We start from the raw sequence: 16,925 nt of genomic DNA, 5'->3' as shown, positions 1-16,925 counted from the left end.
CTTTGGCTAGCGTGGCTTGATCGCGGCAGAAACCAGGCCACGGGCGTTCAAGTTGTCGAGCAGGGCGCGATAACCCATCTGCCAGGCGGGCGCGCGATCACTGGTGGTGACCCGGTTGACCAGCGTGCCGAACTTGGCGCTGCTGATGGCGACAATGTCACCTTCTTTATGGGTAAAGCCTGCGCCGGGCAGGTCGCGGTCTTGCTTGGGCGCAAACAGGGTGCCGAGAAACAGCACAAAGCCGTCCGGGTACTGGTGGTTCTCGTTAAGTGTTTGAGCGACCAGGTCCAACGGGTCGCGGCTGATCTGGTTCATGGAGCTGCTGCCGTCCATGACGAAACCGTCTTCGCCGACCACACGCAGTGCGACTTCCGCCGAACGCACGTCCTCGATGCCGAAGGTTTCATCGAACAGCCGGATAAATGGCCCCAGCGCGGTCGACGCGTTGTTGTCCTTGGCTTTGGACAGCAACAACGCACTGCGTCCTTCGAAATCGCGAAGGTTGACGTCATTGCCCAGCGTAGCGCCTTGGACCTTGCCCCGACTGGAAACCGCCAGTACCACTTCCGGCTCGGGATTGTTCCAACCGGATTTCGGGTGAATACCCACGTCCGATCCGTAACCCACCGCTGACAGCGGCTGGGCCTTGGTGAATATCTCGGCGTCCGGGCCGATGCCGACTTCGAGATACTGTGACCACATGCCCTGGCTGATCAGCACTTCCTTGAGCACGGCGGCCTGGGAGGAGCCCGGTACGATTTCTCCAAGGTCGGCACCGATGCTCTCGACCAGCGTGGCACGAATGCTGTCGGCCTTGGCCGGGTCGCCCTTGGCCTGCTCTTCGACCACCCGCTCAAGCATGCTGGTGGCGAAGGTAACGCCAGCCGCTTTCACGGCTTGCAAGTCGATCGGAGCCAGCAGCCAGGGCCGTGTTTCGTCGCGAACGGATGCATCACTGTTGATGAGCAGTGCGTCAAAGCTGATCAATGGCGCCTCCAGCGGTAAGTTGCGCAGGTAGGCGACGGGATCATCCAGCTCAAGCAGCGCTGAAACGGTCGCCACTCGGGCGCTGATGTCATAGACCTGCGCATCTCTGAGCAACACGACGGCGGGCCCTGCAGCTGCACCGGGCACCCAGGCGCGGCTGATCCAGGTGCCTTGCGCCAGGTCTTGGGCCGGAACGTTCAACGCCGACAATGTCGTTACAGCGGATGGTTGGGACATGGGCATTACCCTCTGTAAAAGAACGAATCAATGGGAATGGCGTGGGTCGCCGCTGCGTGCGATGACGCGCAAGTGCAAGGTCGCGGGTTCCAGGCAGCCACCGGTCGAGAGCTGGCCAACCTGCTGTCGGTAGATTTCCTGCCACGGCGTTTGCGAGGCTGGAATGGAGGGTGTGTACGCCGCCTGGCGGCGTGCGATTTCGCTTTCATCCACCAGCAGATCGACTCGGCGCGCATTGAGGTCGACGCGCAGACGGTCATTGGTTTCCAGCAAACCTATCCCGCCGCCCACAGCGGCTTCAGGCGACATGTTGAGAATCGAGGGGCTTGCCGAGGTCCCGCTTTGGCGCCCGTCACCGAGGCAGGGCAGGGAGTCGATGCCGCGTTTGATCAGTGCAGCGGGTGGTGCCATGTTGACCACTTCGGCGCTGCCCGGATAACCCACGGTGCCGCAGCCTCGAATGACCAGGATGCAACGCTCGTCGATGTCCAGGGCCGGATCGTTGATGCGCGCTTGATAGTCCTCGGGGCCTTCAAACACGATGGCGCGGGCTTCGAAGCTGTTCTCCGCGCCGGGTTCGGACAGGTAGGTTTTACGGAACGCTTCGCCCACCACCGACATCTTCATGATGGCGCTGTCGAAGAAATTACCGCTCAACACGATAAACCCCGCGCGTTGGATCAACGGGTCTTCATACGCATGGATGACATCCGTGTCGCTGGCGGCGGTGTGGCTGACGATCTCGCCAATGGTCTTGCCCGAGACTGTGGCGCATGCTTCATGCAAGCGGCCGGCGTTCTTCAGTTCGTGCATCACCGCCGGCACACCGCCCGCACGGTGGAAACCTTCGCCGAGGTATTTGCCGGCGGGCATACAGTTGACCAGCAGGGGTACGTCTTCACCGACGCGTTGCCAGTCTTCCAGGCTGAGGTCGACGCCGGTGTGCCGCGCGATAGCGATGAGGTGCGGTGGGCAATTGGTCGAGGCACCCAGTGCCGACGCCACGGCGATGGCATTCTCGAAGGCTTCGCGAGTCATGATGTGCGAAGGCCGAATATCCTGGCGCACCATGTCGACGATGCGCTTGCCGGTGGCATAGGCCATCTGGCCGCGTTCACGATAGGCCGCCGGAATGCTCGCGCAGCCTGGCAGCGACATGCCCAGCGCTTCGGCCAGCGCATTCATCGACAACGCGGTGCCCATGGTGTTGCAGTGACCGATCGAAGGCGAGGCCGCGGTGGTCATCTCCATGAAGCCTTCGTAGTCGATTTCACCGCTGGCCAGCAGGTTGCGCGCATGCCACAGCACGGTGCCGGAGCCGATCAACTGGCCCTTGTGGTGCCCATCGAGCATGGGGCCGCCCGACAATACGATCGCCGGCATATCCACCGTCGCCGCCGCCATGAGACAGGCGGGCGTGGTTTTGTCGCAGCCCGTGGTCAGCACCACGCCATCCAGCGGGTATCCATGCAGAATCTCGACCAGGCCCAGGTAAGCCAGGTTGCGATCCAGCGCGGCGGTGGGGCGCCGGGTTTGTTCGGCCATCGGGTGCACGGGGAACTCCATCGGAATGCCCCCGGCATCGCGAATGCCCGCTTTGGTGCGCTGCGAAAGTTCGAGATGGTGGCGGTTGCACGGCGCGAGATCGCTGCCGGTTTGAGCGATACCGATGATGGGGCGGCCCGATTGCAACTCCTCGCGGGTCATGCCGTAGTTCATGAAGCGTTCGACGTAGAGCGCGGTCATGTCGGCATGACTGGGGTCGTCAAACCATTGTTGACTTCGCAGGGGCAGAGGAGTGGTTTCAGGCATGGTTTTATCTCTTGTTAGGGGCACATCAACGGAAGGTGAACATCCGCGGGAGACGCTGGAGAGGAAGGCTCAAGGGCGTTCGAATGACTCGATGTTACCGGTAACAGTAATTTTGTAAAGACCCAATATCGATACTCGAATGGGCATTGCGTGCACTTGTAAGGAGCAGAGGTCGGCCTGTCGCCACCCATGTATAATCAGCCTCCATTCGCGTTGGGCGCGCTGATCTCCAGGGTCCGCCGGTCATTTTCAGGAAAACACGACGTTCATGAGTTACGAGGATTCAGGCAAAACCACTCCGCCGCCGCGCATGGCCGACGTTGCCAAGCTGGCCGGTGTTTCGAAGATGACGGTTTCCCGGGTCCTGGCCGGTCGCGACGCGTCGGAGCGCACGCAAAAGCTGGTCCACGCTGCGATTGAAAAGCTCGGCTATCTGCCTGATGCGTCTGCGGGAACCCTGGCCACCGGGCGTTCGGAATTTATCGTGGCGCTGGTGCCCTCACTCGCCAGCTCGAACTTTGCCGACACCGTGCGCGGCCTGAATGATGCCGTCAGCGAACACGGCCTGTGCCTGCTGCTGGGGGACACGGATTACCACCTGGAGCAGGAGGCATTGCTGGTGCGTACACTGCTGCGCCATCGACCGGTGGGCGTGATGCTGACGGGCAGCGCGCACCTGGACGAAACCCGCAGGCTGCTGCGCCAGGCGCAGGTGCCGGTGGTCGAGACATGGGACATTCCAGACGATCCCATCGAGCAATCGGTCGGGTTCAGTAACGCCGCCGCCGCCGCCGCGCTGTATGAACACCTGTACCGGCAAGGCTATCGACGCATAGGCTACATCGGCGGGGCGTCGGTACTCGACCACCGTGGGCAGCAACGTCAGCGAGGCTACCTTCAGGCCGTCGCGGCGTCGGGAGCAGGGGAGCCCCGAGTGATGGAGTATGGCGAGTCGCCTATCACCATGAGCCACGGCGGAGAGTCCGTTAAACGGCTGCTGGAAAAGTGGCCGGACACCGAAGCGGTAATGTGCGTCAGTGACCTGTCGGCGTTCGGCGCCATCATGGAGTGCCATCGACAGGGGCGCCGCGTGCCCGAGGACATTGCGATCGCCGGGTTCGGTGATTTCGAAGTCTCACGCTACTGCACGCCGACCATCACCACCGTCTCGGTCGATCCCTATCGAATCGGCCGGCGCGCCGGTGAATTGCTGGTGGCCAGCGCCGCGGCACAGCGCCTTGGGCGGCCACGGCCACGGGCGTCCGATGTCGTCGAATTCAAAATCATAGCGCGCGAAAGTACCTGAATTTTTAAACGGGCCCGCTTGCTTTGCTCCGAAATTAATGGCTAAACTAAAAATGTTACCGGTAACAGACTCACTTGCAGATTCCTTTCCCTGTCGATTGGCTCAGGTCAGCCCAGGGCACTCAAGGTCGCAAGCCAAAACAAAAACAATCGGCATGACGACATGCCTTGAGGTCTACACATGGAATCAGTATCTCAGCGCCCTCTCGAAGGAGAGGGCTCGGCGGCGCTTACCTCCGAGGACCGCACCTACCGCAAAGTCATCCTGCGTATTCTGCCCATCCTGCTGTTTTGCTACATGGCGGCGTACCTGGACAGGGTGAATATCGGCTTTGCCAAGCTGGACATGCTTAACGATCTGCAATTCAGCAACACCGTCTACGCGCTGGGTGCGAGCATTTTCTTCTGGGGTTATTTCCTCTTCGAAGTTCCCAGCAATCTATTGCTGCATCGTTTTGGCGCGCGCCTCTGGATCGCCCGCATCATGATCAGCTGGAGCATTGTCTCCATGGCGGTGGCGTTCACCGTACCGCTGGCCAAGTTCTTTCACATCGAATCGGAAACCATGTTCTACGTGCTGCGCTTCCTGTTGGGGATCTGCGAAGCCGGTTTCTTCCCGGGGGTGATTCTCTACCTCAATTACTGGTTTCCGACGCACCGGCAGAGCCGGGTCATGGCGGGCTTTCTGATGGCCATGCCGATCAGCCTGACCCTGGGCGGGATTTTGTCAGGCTGGCTGATGGAGGCGATGCAGGGTGTCCACGATATGGCCGGCTGGCAGTGGATGCTGATCATCGAAGGCATTCCGTCGTTGATCATGGCCGTTATTGTGGTGACGTTGCTGGTGGATAAAATCGACAACGCCAAGTGGCTGACCACCGCCGAAAAGAACATGCTCAAAAACAACCTCGATCGAGAAAACACCACCAAGGCGTCGAGCCTTCGCGATGTGATCTTCAATGGTCGAGTGTGGTTGCTGGTGCTGATCCTGCTCACATTCAACACCGGTTTTTACGGGCTGGCATTTTGGATGCCGACGATCATCAAGGCCACGGGGGTTTCCAATACCCTGCACATTGGTTTGCTGACGGCAATCCCGTACTCCACCGCCATCGTGGCCATGACCCTCAATGCCTGGCACTCCAACAAAACCGGCGAGCGTCGACTGCATGCGGCCATTCCAGCGTTCATCGGCGGCGTGGGGCTGATTTTCAGCGCCATCTTTGCGCATAACCTGCCGGTGTCGATTTTCTTCCTGAGCATCTCAGCCTCGGGATTGTTGAGCCTGATGCCGATTTTCTGGACCTTGCCGGGCACGGTTTTATCCGGTGTGGCGGCCGCGGCGGGCATCGGCATGATCAACGCGATCGGCAACCTTTCCGGGTTCACCGGTTCCATGATTACGGCCATGGCGGAAACGCTGACAGGCGATATGAACAACGGCACCTATGTCCTGGGTGGTTGCCTGCTCGTCAGCTGCGTGCTGATCCTGTTGATTCCTAAATCGATGCTTTCCAAAGACAGCAAGGGCTGATTGACTGCCGATGGGGTCGACCCTGTTCGATGAACAGGGTCGATGGCGCAAGAGTGCAGCGAGAGACGTTTTGATTCCTTCTCGGTCACTTTTTATCTCCATTACACAGGGTTTATCGAGCGTTGACAGCGTCGCGTTCTGTTCACTTCAGGCATTGCGCGCCGGCCTTCGCCACTTGGGCATCTTGCTCGGCCTTGACCCCAGATACGCCGATCGCACCGATCACCTGATGGTCAGCGATGATCGGCACGCCACCCTCAAGGGAGGTCAGCAAGGGCGCCGACAAAAACGCGTGGCGACCGCCATTGACCATGTCCTCATACCCTTTCGACTCACGTTGGCCTAAGGCTGAAGTGCGGGCCTTTTCGGTGGCGATGTAGGCGCCAATCGGGGCGCAGCCGTCGAGGCGTTCAAGAGCCAAGGGATGACCACCGTCATCGACGATCACGATGGTCACGGCCCATTGATTGTTCAGTGCTTCGGTGCGTGCGGCGGCGAGGATTTCGCTGACTTCGGTCTGGCTCAGTACTGCTTTGCTTTTCATGGGGATTCTCCAGCGTTCGGTTCAGGTAACGCGGCTTCGACCAGTTCGATCCAGTGCCGGACAGGGGTTCGGCCCGCACCGTCGAGGTGGGACTGACAGCCGATATTGGCGGTGACAATAACGTCGGGGTGTCCGCTCTCCAGCGCTTTGAGCTTGTTGTCGCGCAATTGCCGGGACAGTTCGGGTTGGGTCAGCGAATAGGTGCCCGCTGAGCCGCAGCACAGGTGGCTGTCGGCAACAGGCGTGAGGTTGAAGCCCAGACTTGTCAGGATCGCTTCAACCGCGCCGCCGAGTTTTTGCGCGTGCTGCAAGGTGCAGGGGCAATGGAAGGCCAGGCGCTGGTTGCTGTGTACGCCGAGTTTTTCCAACGGCTCATCGCGCAGCACTTCGACCAGATCCTTAGCCAGATCACTGACCTTTTTGGCTTTTTCCGCATAGGCCGGATCACTGCTGAGCAGGTGACCGTACTCTTTGATAAACGCACCACAACCGCTGGCGGTCTGCACAATCGCTTCGGCACCTTGTTGAATGCTCGGCCACCACTGATCGATGTTGCGGCGGGCGCGATCCAGGCCGACGGCCTGGGCGTCAAGGTGATAGTCCACGGCGCCGCAGCAACCGGCTTCGCGAGCAGCAGTGACGCTGATCCCCAGGCGATCCAGTACACGCGCCGCCGCCGCGTTGGTATTTGGCGACAAACTCGGCTGCACGCAACCTTCAAGCATCAGCACTTGCCTGATATGGCGGGTGGCCGGTCGCGCCTTGGCCGGTTGCACGTTGCGCGGCAATTTGGCTTGCAGGGTGTTGGGCAGCAAGGCGCGAAAAACCTGGCCGCTGCCAACTAGCCCTTTGAACAGTCCCGGATTGGGGATGACGCTGCGTAATCCATCGCGCAATATTCGTTGACCGAGCGGGCGTGGCACCGCCGCATCGACCACTGCCCGACCGATGTCCAGTAGGTTGTGGTAGTCGACACCCGAAGGACAGGTGGTTTCGCAGTTACGACACGACAGGCAACGATCCAGATGTTGTTGAGTCTTTTGCGTGACTTCGTTGCCCTCCAGCACCTGCTTGATCAGGTAAATGCGACCTCGCGGTCCATCCAGTTCATCGCCCAGCAATTGATAGGTCGGGCAGGTGGCATTGCAGAAACCACAGTGCACACAGGTGCGCAAAATACGTTCAGCTTCTTCGGCGCGAGGCAGTTGACGAGCGTGTTCGCTTAAGGTGGTCTGCATGGGTCAAAGCTCCGCGTACAGGCGCCCAGGATTGAAGATGCCCTTGGGATCGAGTTGTTGCTTCAGATTCCGGTGGTAGCGCATCAATGCGCTGGGCAACGGTTGGAACGGGCTGTCGATCAGGCCATGGTGGTAGCAGGTCACGTGCCCGCCAACTGCTTCCACAATCGAGCGAATAGACGTTGCCTCTGCGTCAGATTTGAGCCAGCGCTGGGCGCCGCCCCAATCTATAAGCTGACGGCCTGGCAGCGACAGCGTCGGTGTGTTGTTCGGCAGCGCCAGGCGCCAGAGCGGCTGGTCTTCATCAAAAAAACCCAATCGATGTTCGTTAAGATCATCCCAATACGAGGCGTCCAGTAACTCGCCGCCCAAACGGTCATGGGCGGCTGCTACCGAGCCTTCGCCACCCTCAAGCCGCAGGTGCAGGAGTCGTCCGTCGTGACACGCGGCGCTGATCGGCAGCGGCTGCTGGCCCCATTCCGCCAGGCGCAGCAAGGCACGATCGCTGTCGATATCCAGGCTGATACTCAAGCATTGACGCGGTTTGGGCAGGACCTTGAGTGAGACTTCCGTCACCACGCCAAGCGAGCCATGGCTGCCAGCCATCAAGCGCGACACATCGTAGCCGGCGACGTTTTTCATGACCTCACCACCGAAACGCAAATGCTTGCCATGCCCGGTAATGACCCGTGTTCCAAGGACGAAGTCCCTGACGGATCCGGACCAGGGACGCCGAGGTCCCGACAGCCCACTTGCGATCATGCCGCCCACCGTCGCATCGTCACCGAAGGACGGTGGTTCGCACGGCAACATCTGCTGCGCCGCGTCCAACACTTCAGCCAGTTCTGCCAACGGGGTGCCGCAGCGGGCAGTGATCACCAGTTCAGTCGGGTCGTAGCTGACGATGCCTCGGTGGCTGCGTGTGTCGAGCACTTCTCCCGCCACGCTGCGTCCAAGAAATGCTTTGCTGTTGGAGCCTTGGATGCGCAGTGGCGTGACATTCTGGAGTGCCCGGTTGACCTGCTCCAGCAGCGAGGCGCTGTTGTCGAAATCGTGTTCGCTCATCAGAAACGCTCCAGTTCAGGGAAGGGCATTTGCCCCATATGAACGTGCATGGCGCCAAACTCGGCGCAGCGGTGCAGCGTCGGAATGTTCTTGCCGGGATTTAGCAGGCCACTCGGATCGAAGGCAGCTTTGACGGCATGGAACACGGTCAACTCATCGCTATTGAACTGCGCGCACATCTGATTGATTTTCTCGCGGCCCACACCGTGTTCACCGGTAATGCTGCCGCCGACCTTCACGCACAATTCGAGGATCTTGCCGCCCAGGGCCTCAGCGCGATCGAGCTCTCCCGGTTGGTTGGCATCGAACAGAATCAGCGGGTGCATGTTGCCGTCACCGGCGTGGAACACGTTGGCCACTCGCAGGTTGTACTCAGCCGACAGTTCGGTAATGGCGTGCAGCACGCCAGGTAGCTCGCGGCGCGGGATCGTCCCGTCCATACAGTAATAATCCGGCGAGAGACGCCCCACGGCCGGAAAGGCATTCTTGCGTCCGGCCCAAAAGCGCACACGTTCGGCTTCATCGCGGGCCAGGCGCACTTCGGTGGCACCGGCCTGTTCCAGCACCTGGCGCACGCGGTCGCAGTCATCATGAACATCCGCCTCTACACCATCGAGCTCGCACAGCAGAATGGCTTCGGCGTCGACCGGGTACCCCGCGTGGATGAAGCCTTCGGCGGCGCGAATGGCCAGGTTATCCATCATTTCCAGGCCACCCGGGATGATCCCGGCGGCAATAATGTCACCGACGGCACGACCGGCCTTCTCCACAGAATCGAACGCCGCGAGCAGCACCTTGGCGGTTTGCGGTTTGGGCAGCAGTTTGACCGTGACTTCGATGATCACCCCAAGCATGCCTTCGGAACCGGTGAACAGCGCGAGTAGATCGAAACCCGGTGAGTCAAGGGCTTCTGAGCCTAATGTCAGGTGTTCACCGTCGACGGTCAGGATGTCGACCTTGAGCAGGTTGTGCACGGTCAGACCGTACTTCAGGCAATGCACGCCCCCGGCGTTTTCCGCCACGTTGCCGCCGATGGAGCAGGCGATCTGCGAGGAAGGGTCCGGCGCGTAGTACAGGCCAAACGGCGCGGCAGCCTGGGAAATCGCCAGGTTACGAACACCTGGTTGGACGCGCGCGGTGCGGGCGGCGGCGTCGATATGCAGGATGTTGTTGAAGCGCGCCATCACCAGCAGCACGCCTTTTTCCAACGGCAATGCGCCGCCGGACAATCCAGTCCCGGCGCCGCGAGCGACTACCGACACTTGCCTTTCATGACAGACGCGAAGCACGCCCTGAACCTGGTCAATGGTTCGCGGCAATACCACCAGCATGGGGGTCGTGCGATACGCAGAGAGTCCGTCGCATTCGTACGGCTTGAGTGCTTCCTGCTGATGTAGGACTTCCAGATCCGGCCATCGCGTGTTCAGGGCCTGCAGCAGCGCATTTTTGTCGACGTCAGGCAGGACTCCGTCAACGCGTTCGTCGTAGAGAATGTTCATCGTTGCACGACACTCGCTTGTTTTTATAAGAGGTCTGTTTGCGTATGTAGCTGACTTGCATCATTGGACTGAGGCGATCTACTGTCTATGTATTGTTTGCGTGGTCGAACCAGTTTTTTTAGGGTTGTTTTGTGTTGTTTCATAAAAAAATGTTAATAAACAAAGGTATGTAATTAAGACTAATTGCATGTGGTCGGACTTGCGTTACTGGTCATACCAGTTGGGAGTTTTATGGACAGCGAAGGTATCGCCCGTAATCTGCAAGTGGCCGATGTGGTCTGTGAGCGTATTGAACGTCTGATCGTGGACGGTGTGCTCAAGACTGGACAGCTGTTGCCATCGGAGCGTCGTCTTACGGAAAAGCTTGGCGTTTCCCGCACGGCGCTTCGCGAGGGGCTAAAGCTGCTACGCGCTCGCGGGATTATCGAGACGGAGCAGGGTAAAGGGTCATTTGTCGCCAGTCTTTCGGGGCATAGGGCGGCATCACCATTGATGCACTTGTTCAGTTCACAGCCTCGAACACTTTATGATTTGTTCGAGGTCCGTAGCTTGCTGGAAGGAGAGTCTGCTCGTCTGGCGGCCCTGCGCGGCACGGACGCTGATTTTGTCCTTATCACCCGCAGCTACGAAGCCTTGGTCGATGCACACTCGCGATCGTTGGAAGCATCCGAACACGCTCGGCTCGATCATGCCTTCCATCTCGCAATCTGCGAGGCTTCGCACAATCCTGTGCTGGTGCAAACCTTGCGTTCGCTGACGGATTTGCTACTCAGCACGGTATTTGCTTCGGTCAACAACCTCTATCACCGCGAACCGCAAAAGCGTCAGATTGACCGCCACCATGCGCGTCTGTACAACGCCGTGACCGGACGCCTGCCGGAGCAGGCACGCAAGGCGGCCATTGCACATATCCAGAGCATCTGCGAAAACCTCAAGGAAATTGAAGGCGAAGAACAACGTTTGGTTCGGGCCACGTTGAGACTTGAGGGATGGGCGTAATGCAGCACCTGGATCCTTTGTCCTTGCACGTGTTCATTCTGGTTTGCGAGGAAGGCACCCTTGCACGCGCCATCGGCGGTCAGTAAACGTATTTCCGACATTGAGAGTGTATTGGAACCCTATTTTGATTAGCCGCTTGAGTGGGGAGCATCTGACTTAGCCACTCGTCTCGCAGCGGCTGCTTGCAAGACGTATGCAACTGTTTGGCAATCAGGGACGTGGTCAGTTTGACCCGCTTGGTGGGGCAGTGCTCTCGCGTATCGTTAGCTTGAAAGGCAGTATCACAGTCTGCTGGACGGCCGATTTTTTCTCGATCAGGTCGATCAGCATTTCTACCGATTTTCGCCCAAATGTTTCGCAAGGCTGGGCGATGGTAGTGAGCGGTGGATCGCAATACTGCGCCAGTGGAATGTCATCGAACCCCACCAACGAAATATCCTCGGGCACGCGCAGGCCCGCTTCCTTGATGCGCTTGAGCGCGCCAATGGCCATCTCATCGTTCTCACAAAACAGCGCTGTAGGGCGCTCGGGCATCGCCAGCAGGGTCGCGGCGCCGTCATAGCCGGCGCGCAAGCTGAAGTCACCGTGGCAAATAATCGCCGGGTCGCTGGGGATGCCTGACTGATCCAATGCAGCCTGGTAGCCGGCGACCCGATCTTGCGTCAGAGGGCTGCTTTGAGGGCCCTTGATCAGGCCGATCCGGCGATGGCCCAGACTGATCAGATGCTCGGTCATGGCCTTGGCCGCCGCGTGGTTGTCGAGACTGATGGTGGGGTGGCGTCCGCCCCTGGTCACTTCGCAGGCATTGACCATCGGCGGGGGATCAACGCGGTCAGCTGGGAAAGGATCGTAGGCGCGCAACTGAATCACGCCATCGGCCTGGTGGGCGTAGACCAGGTTGGCAAACTCACGCTCGATGTCTTCGCGCCCCTGGGTATCGCACAGCAACAGTCGGTACCCGGCGGCTTGGGCGGCCAGTTGGGCGCCGCTGATCACGCGCGCAAAAAACGTGTTGGCAATTTTCGGGACGAGGATAACCAGGTTGGCGGTTCGCCGTGAGCGGAACTGCACGGCCATCAGGTTGGGGCGATAACCCGCTTGTTCGACCGCGGCATTGACCTTGTCCCGAGTGGCCTGGCGCACGCAGTCGGGTGATTTCAGGGTACGCGAGACGGTGGCCACCGAGACGCCGGCGAGGCGGGCGACTTCACGAATATTGGACAAAATCACCTCATCTTCAAACTGTACGTGGGGCGAGCTTACAGCAGGTCCGTCTGCGCCGAAATCCTCGCGAGTACGGATTATCGATTTGACAGCGGGCGCGGCAGCGCATAAATTTCTGTTGAAATGTAACCGGTTACATTTCTGCTTCATACAGCAACCGGCCCGAACAGAGAAGATCAGTAATGAGCACAGTGATACCTAAAATAAGAATGGGCTTCGTCGGTGGGGGCGAAGGTGCTTTTATTGCCCAGGCTCATCGTCAGGCCGCGGGGCTTGATGGACGCTTTGAACTGGTCTGCGGTGCGTTCAGTCGAGACGCGCAGAACAACCTGCGTACGGGTAGCCACCTGGGCCTGCCGCAATCGCGCTGCTACAGCACTTGGCAATTGTTGCTTGAGGCCGAGCGTGCGCTACCGGCTGAGCAGCGCATGGAGTTGCTGGTGATCGTCACCCCCAATCATCTGCATGCGCCAGTGGCCAGCGAGGCGTTGGCCGCAGGCTTCCATGTTTTCAGCGAAAAGCCCGCTGCGCTGAATCTGGCTGAACTGCGGGCCCTGAAGAACGTGTTGGACGCCAGCGCCGGTCTGTATGGCCTGGCCCATACCTACCTCGGCTACCCCATGGTCTGGCAAGCGCGTGAAATGGTGCGCAGCGGCGTGATCGGTGCCGTGCGCAAGGTGCTGGTGGAGTATCCCCAGGGCTGGCTCAGCGAGGATCTGTCCGGGCAAGGCAACAAGCAGGCCGAGTGGCGGGGGCAGCCGGCGTTGTCTGGGTTGGGTGGTTGCATCGGCGATATCGGCACCCATGCCTTTTCCCTGGCGGAGTTTGTTGCCGATCAAGCAGTCACCCACCTGTGTGCCGCCCTGGGTGTGCACATCGAGGGCCGTCAACTGGATGACGACGCCGCTATGTTGTTCAAGATGGAGCAGGGCGCCAGTGGCGTGCTGATCGCCAGCCAGGTCTGCGCGGGGGAAGAGAACCCGCTGAGCATTCGTGTCTACGGCGACAAGGGCGGCCTTGAATGGCGCCAGGAACAACCCGCCAGCCTGATTCATCGCGCATTGGATCAACCGCTGCGCGTCTTGCGCTCCGGCATCGGGCAGCCGTGGTTGTGCGAGGCCGCGACCCAGCGTATGCGCTTGCCCGCCGGCCATCCTGAAGGCTACCTGGAAGCCATGGCCAATCTGTATGGCGATTTTGCCAAGGCCATTCGTAGTGAGGTGACAGGCAACGCTGCACCCGGCGTGCCGGGAATTGAGGTTGGCCTGCGTGGCATGGCCTTTATCGAGACCGCCATTGCCAGTCATAACAGCCACGCCAAATGGACCCCGCTGGAGTGCTCCGTATGAAACAGCAGACGCCTGCCGTGACCCAGAACGCCCTGGCCCATCAAGGCCTGCGCGGCCCAGGGATATTTCTGGCGCAGTTCATCGCTGATGACGCGCCTTTTGACACCTTGGCCAATATTGCCCAGTGGGCGGCATCCCAAGGCTACAAAGCCATTCAACTGCCGACCCTTGGCACGCGCTATATCGACCTTGAGCGGGCTGCTGAAAGCCAGAGCTATTGCGATGAATTGAAAGCCGTGTGCGCCAGCGCCGGGGTTGAAATCAGCGAGCTGTCCACCCACCTGCAAGGGCAGTTGGTGGCCGTGCACCCGGCGTTCGATGCGGTGTTCGATGACTTCGCGCCGGCTCATCTGCGTGGCCAACCCCAGGCGCGCACCGAGTGGGCGACCGAGCAATTGAAGCTGGCGGCGCGGGCCAGTCAGCGTCTGGGGCTGACGGCGCACGCGACCTTTTCCGGGGCCTTGCTGTGGCCCTATATGTACCCCTGGCCGCAGCGTCCCGCGGGGTTGGTGGAGCAAGGTTTTGCCGAGCTGGCCAAGCGCTGGCTGCCGATCCTCGACTGCTTTGACGAGGCCGGTGTCGACCTGTGCTACGAAATTCATCCCGGTGAGGACCTGCACGACGGCGCCACATTCGAGCGTTTCCTCGATGCCGTCGATCACCATCCGCGCGCGGCAATCCTCTATGACCCCAGCCACCTGCTGCTTCAGCAAATGGACTACCTGGGTTTTATCGATCGTTATCACGCGCGCATCCGCATGTTCCACGTCAAGGACGCGGAGTTCCGTCCCGACGCGCGCTCCGGTGTCTATGGGGGTTACCAGGGCTGGGTCGAGCGCCCTGGACGTTTTCGCTCGCTGGGTGACGGCCAGATCGATTTCAAGTCGATTTTCAGCAAACTGACCCAATATGGCTTCACCGGCTGGGCCGTGCTGGAGTGGGAATGCTGCCTGAAAGACTCCGCGCAAGGCGCCGCCGAAGGCGCGGCGTTCATCCGCGAACACATGATTACCCGAAGTCAAAAGGCCTTTGACGATTTCGTCAGCGTGGCCAGCGATGCGGTTTCCAACAGGCGTTTATTGGGCTTGCCTGACGCTTGAGTTTCACCTGTTCTTCTCAATAACAATAAGACGGTGACTGTTATGACGTGGATGACTGCGCGCTTGAGCGCCATGATGTTTCTGCAGTTCTTTATCTGGGGTGGCTGGTTCGTGACCCTGGGCACATTCCTTTCCAGCCAGTTGGGTGCCAGCGGTAGCCAGATTGGCATGGCGTTCTCGACCCAGTCCTGGGGCGCGATCATCGCCCCGTTTGTGATCGGGTTGATTGCGGACCGTTTCTTCAACGCCGAACGTATTCTGGCGGTGCTGCATCTGGTGGGCGCGGTGTTGCTCTATCAGCTTTACCAGGCGCCGGACTTCGGCGCTTTCTATCCCTACGTGCTGGCCTACATGATGATCTATATGCCGACCCTGGCGTTGGTCAACTCCGTGGCCTTTCGGCAGATGCGCGACCCCGCGCTGGAGTTCTCGCGTATTCGGGTGTGGGGCACAGTGGGTTGGATCGTCGCCGGTGTGGTGATCAGTTTTGTCTTCGCCTGGGACTCGAAAGCCGCGATTGCTTCCGGTGGTCTGCGCAACACCTTCCTGATGGCGGCGCTGGCGTCCCTGGTGCTGGGTTTGTACAGCTTCACCCTGCCGGGCACCGCACCGTTGAAGTCTGAAACCCGCCGCAGCGGCTTCAAGCAGATGCTCGGTCTGGATGCCTTGGGCCTGCTGAAAGACCGCAGTTACCTGGTGTTTTTCATTGCCTCGATCCTGATCTGCATTCCGCTGGCGTTCTATTACCAGAATGCCAATCCGTTCCTCGCGGAAATCGGCGTGACCAATCCCACGGCGAAGATGGCCGTCGGACAGGTCTCCGAAGTTCTGTTCATGCTCCTGTTGCCTCTGTTCATTCACCGCTTCGGCATCAAGATCGCATTATTGATGGGCATGTTGGCCTGGGCCTTGCGCTACGTGCTGTTCGCCTACGGCAATAACGCGGACCTGGCCTTCATGCTGTTCACCGGTATTGCCTTGCACGGCATCTGCTACGACTTTTTCTTTGTGTCCGGGCAGATCTACACCGACGCCAAAACTCCAGAGCGCTTCAGAAGCTCGGCTCAAGGCCTGATTACCCTGGCCACCTATGGTTTTGGCATGCTGATCGGTTTTTGGGTCGCGGGCCATGTCTCCGACTACTACGCCACTCCCGCGGGTCATCAGTGGCAGAGCATCTGGTTGTTCCCTGCCTGCTTTTCCCTGGGCGTGGTGCTGGTGTTCCTGTTTGCCTTCCGCGATGAGCGAGCGGTGGAACTGGCATCAGCCAAGTGACCGCCAGTCGGCAGCTAGGGGGCCTTTGCAGCCCTTCCTGACAGCGTTGAAGAGCTGCAATGAGTCAAGACGATCTGCACTGAACGCAATACGTTCGGAAGCCACGAGAGTGGAAGCAAAGGCAACACTGTCTCCGTTCCCAACGCACACCGCGTTAGGTTGCTGATTAGCGTTCCTCACCCCACTCTTGGAAGCCGTGACCATGAAAACCTTAAGTCTCAAGAACCCTAGAACCCGCGTAGAAAACCCTTCAACGCTCGGGGGCCGAACCATGGCAATAGGCACCTACGGTGCTTACTTTGCACTGACCGTGATTTACTTCTGGTTCGGCGGTATGAAGTTCACCCACTACGAAGCAGTCGGACTGGTTCCGCTGGTGAGCAATAGCCCTTTCCTGGGTTGGGTTTATGGCATTTTCAGTGTCGATACCTTCTCCAGCCTGCTCGGCGTGCTGGAGGTCTCGATCGGTGTTCTGATCGCAGGTCGCTTGCTGTCACCAAAGCTCTCATTGATCGGTGGTGCGCTGTCTGCCGGATTGTTCTTCACAACCCTGAGCTTTATGTTCTCAACCCCTGGTGTGATTGAGCCCAGCCTCGGTTTTCCAGGCATTTCGGTTGCGCCGGGTCAGTTTCTTCTTAAAGACATCGGGTTGCTTGCCGCTTCGATATTTGTGGCCGGTCACTCTTTGACCGAATTGGAAAGCCGTTAAACCGATGGTTGTCCTCTTGGAGTGGCCTGAAGCAGTTCGATGCTCTCT

14 protein-coding genes are annotated in these 16,925 nt (G+C 59.6%); 7 read left to right on the top strand and 7 right to left on the bottom strand.

All coding sequences use genetic code 11. The features are described 5' to 3' along the window. Positions 1 to 6: 6 nt before the first annotated feature. Both AC6CIA_RS07865 and AC6CIA_RS07860 read right to left on the bottom strand, forming a co-directional pair. Positions 7 to 1,224: a fumarylacetoacetate hydrolase family protein gene (locus tag AC6CIA_RS07865; protein WP_498311382.1), complete on the bottom strand. Its 1,218-nt coding sequence runs from the start codon at positions 1,222 to 1,224 to the stop codon at positions 7 to 9. A 27-nt stretch (positions 1,225 to 1,251) separates the two neighbouring features. Continuing rightward, positions 1,252 to 3,036, bottom strand: a complete 1,785-nt coding sequence (locus AC6CIA_RS07860) for an IlvD/Edd family dehydratase (protein ID WP_498311381.1) — start codon at positions 3,034 to 3,036, stop codon at positions 1,252 to 1,254. A 268-nt stretch (positions 3,037 to 3,304) separates the two neighbouring features. Between AC6CIA_RS07860 and AC6CIA_RS07855 the strand changes: the two genes are divergently transcribed. Further along, positions 3,305 to 4,342, top strand: coding sequence for a LacI family DNA-binding transcriptional regulator (locus AC6CIA_RS07855; RefSeq protein WP_498311380.1), 1,038 nt, complete (start codon positions 3,305 to 3,307; stop codon positions 4,340 to 4,342). Positions 4,343 to 4,522: 180 nt separating this feature from the next. Then, complete coding sequence (locus tag AC6CIA_RS07850; protein WP_498311379.1) at positions 4,523 to 5,875, top strand: MFS transporter; 1,353 nt, start codon at positions 4,523 to 4,525, stop codon at positions 5,873 to 5,875. 142 nt (positions 5,876 to 6,017) lie between these two features. Here AC6CIA_RS07850 and AC6CIA_RS07845 read toward each other — a convergent pair whose 3' ends face one another. Genes AC6CIA_RS07845 through glcD form a run of 4 tightly spaced genes read right to left on the bottom strand, consistent with a single transcriptional unit; the run spans position 6,018 to position 10,221 of the window. Beyond that, positions 6,018 to 6,419 carry a heme-binding protein gene (locus AC6CIA_RS07845; RefSeq protein ID WP_498311378.1) on the bottom strand — a complete coding sequence of 134 codons (402 nt, stop codon included), beginning with the start codon at positions 6,417 to 6,419 and terminating at the stop codon, positions 6,018 to 6,020. Then, positions 6,416 to 7,657, bottom strand: coding sequence for a glycolate oxidase subunit GlcF (glcF, locus tag AC6CIA_RS07840; RefSeq protein ID WP_498311377.1), 1,242 nt, complete (start codon positions 7,655 to 7,657; stop codon positions 6,416 to 6,418). Before glcF ends, AC6CIA_RS07845 begins: the two co-directional genes overlap by 4 nt. A 3-nt stretch (positions 7,658 to 7,660) precedes the next feature. Continuing rightward, the gene (gene glcE, locus AC6CIA_RS07835; protein ID WP_498311376.1) at positions 7,661 to 8,722 is read right to left on the bottom strand and encodes a glycolate oxidase subunit GlcE; all 1,062 of its coding nucleotides are present in this window, start codon (positions 8,720 to 8,722) and stop codon (positions 7,661 to 7,663) included. Next, complete coding sequence (glcD, locus tag AC6CIA_RS07830) at positions 8,722 to 10,221, bottom strand: glycolate oxidase subunit GlcD (protein WP_498311375.1); 1,500 nt, start codon at positions 10,219 to 10,221, stop codon at positions 8,722 to 8,724. The genes glcE and glcD overlap by 1 nt, the downstream gene beginning before the upstream one ends. Positions 10,222 to 10,452: 231 nt before the next feature. Between glcD and glcC the strand changes: the two genes are divergently transcribed. Next, positions 10,453 to 11,220 (top strand): transcriptional regulator GlcC, encoded by a 768-nt coding sequence (gene glcC / locus AC6CIA_RS07825; RefSeq protein WP_498311374.1) that lies wholly within the window; start codon positions 10,453 to 10,455, stop codon positions 11,218 to 11,220. Between the two features lie 222 nt (positions 11,221 to 11,442). Here glcC and AC6CIA_RS07820 read toward each other — a convergent pair whose 3' ends face one another. Then, a complete protein-coding gene (locus tag AC6CIA_RS07820; protein ID WP_498311373.1) occupies positions 11,443 to 12,444 on the bottom strand; it encodes a LacI family DNA-binding transcriptional regulator in 1,002 nt (333 codons plus the stop codon). A 182-nt stretch (positions 12,445 to 12,626) separates the two neighbouring features. Between AC6CIA_RS07820 and AC6CIA_RS07815 the strand changes: the two genes are divergently transcribed. The 4 genes from AC6CIA_RS07815 to AC6CIA_RS07800 all read left to right on the top strand — a co-directional run bounded on the left by AC6CIA_RS07815 (position 12,627) and on the right by AC6CIA_RS07800 (position 16,877). Continuing rightward, the gene (locus AC6CIA_RS07815) at positions 12,627 to 13,793 is read left to right on the top strand and encodes a Gfo/Idh/MocA family protein (protein WP_498311372.1); all 1,167 of its coding nucleotides are present in this window, start codon (positions 12,627 to 12,629) and stop codon (positions 13,791 to 13,793) included. Then, entirely contained in the window at positions 13,790 to 14,893 is a 1,104-nt protein-coding gene (locus AC6CIA_RS07810) for a sugar phosphate isomerase/epimerase family protein (protein WP_498311371.1), read from the top strand. Before AC6CIA_RS07815 ends, AC6CIA_RS07810 begins: the two co-directional genes overlap by 4 nt. 42 nt (positions 14,894 to 14,935) lie before the next feature. Beyond that, positions 14,936 to 16,168 (top strand): nucleoside permease, encoded by a 1,233-nt coding sequence (locus AC6CIA_RS07805; protein ID WP_498311370.1) that lies wholly within the window; start codon positions 14,936 to 14,938, stop codon positions 16,166 to 16,168. A gap of 202 nt (positions 16,169 to 16,370) precedes the next feature. Continuing rightward, on the top strand, positions 16,371 to 16,877 hold the full coding sequence (locus AC6CIA_RS07800) for a YkgB family protein (protein ID WP_498311369.1): 507 nt from the start codon (positions 16,371 to 16,373) through the stop codon (positions 16,875 to 16,877). The last annotated feature ends 48 nt before the right edge of the window (positions 16,878 to 16,925 follow it).

It is taken from the genome of Pseudomonas sp. GQ91, from assembly GCF_059758795.1.
Note: the sequence above shows the minus strand (reverse complement) of the source record. Positions and strands in the feature narration are given on the sequence as shown.

Bases quoted from the DNA above. Each gene is read 5' to 3' on its own strand.
- AC6CIA_RS07805 (WP_498311370.1), top strand. From the start codon at position 14,936: ATGACGTGGATGACTGCGCGCTTGAGCGCCATGATGTTTCTGCAGTTC.
- glcE (WP_498311376.1), bottom strand. From the start codon at position 8,722: ATGAGCGAACACGATTTCGACAACAGCGCCTCGCTGCTGGAGCAGGTC.
- AC6CIA_RS07865 (WP_498311382.1), bottom strand. From the start codon at position 1,224: ATGTCCCAACCATCCGCTGTAACGACATTGTCGGCGTTGAACGTTCCG.
- AC6CIA_RS07810 (WP_498311371.1), top strand. From the start codon at position 13,790: ATGAAACAGCAGACGCCTGCCGTGACCCAGAACGCCCTGGCCCATCAA.
- glcC (WP_498311374.1), top strand. From the start codon at position 10,453: ATGGACAGCGAAGGTATCGCCCGTAATCTGCAAGTGGCCGATGTGGTC.
- glcD (WP_498311375.1), bottom strand. From the start codon at position 10,221: ATGAACATTCTCTACGACGAACGCGTTGACGGAGTCCTGCCTGACGTC.
- AC6CIA_RS07860 (WP_498311381.1), bottom strand. From the start codon at position 3,036: ATGCCTGAAACCACTCCTCTGCCCCTGCGAAGTCAACAATGGTTTGAC.
- glcF (WP_498311377.1), bottom strand. From the start codon at position 7,657: ATGCAGACCACCTTAAGCGAACACGCTCGTCAACTGCCTCGCGCCGAA.
- AC6CIA_RS07845 (WP_498311378.1), bottom strand. From the start codon at position 6,419: ATGAAAAGCAAAGCAGTACTGAGCCAGACCGAAGTCAGCGAAATCCTC.
- AC6CIA_RS07800 (WP_498311369.1), top strand. From the start codon at position 16,371: ATGAAAACCTTAAGTCTCAAGAACCCTAGAACCCGCGTAGAAAACCCT.
- AC6CIA_RS07855 (WP_498311380.1), top strand. From the start codon at position 3,305: ATGAGTTACGAGGATTCAGGCAAAACCACTCCGCCGCCGCGCATGGCC.
- AC6CIA_RS07850 (WP_498311379.1), top strand. From the start codon at position 4,523: ATGGAATCAGTATCTCAGCGCCCTCTCGAAGGAGAGGGCTCGGCGGCG.
- AC6CIA_RS07815 (WP_498311372.1), top strand. From the start codon at position 12,627: ATGAGCACAGTGATACCTAAAATAAGAATGGGCTTCGTCGGTGGGGGC.